We start from the raw sequence: 298 nt of genomic DNA on the forward strand, positions 1-298 counted from the left end.
CCACAAGCTCCCAACGGCAATCACGGAAACGCAGCGTGTATTCCTGATAAGGCGTGTCCCTGCCCGTCACATACATCTTGGCGGTGTCAGACGCACGTTTCTCCTTTTCCAGAACAAAGGTAGCGTCCGCACTCCCCGTTAATCCTGTCGTCCCAGACACCTTGTTGAACACGTCGCTGTCGTTCTGCTTTCGGATGTGGTGTACGACAATGACCGCCAGAGAGTGCCTGTCGGCAAAGTCTCTGATGAGGGAGATGTCCCCATAGTCGCTTGCATAGGCATTGTCTTTTGAAGCTGT

At 53.7% G+C, this 298-nt stretch carries 1 pseudogene; it reads right to left on the reverse strand.

The window, feature by feature from the left end:
- A pseudogene (locus LK536_RS58665) lies at nucleotides 1-298 on the reverse strand (AAA family ATPase); the annotation flags it as partial.

Source organism: Clostridium pacaense (assembly GCF_020709765.2).
In the GTDB taxonomy this organism is placed as follows: Bacteria; Bacillota; Clostridia; order Lachnospirales; family Lachnospiraceae; genus Enterocloster; species Enterocloster hominis.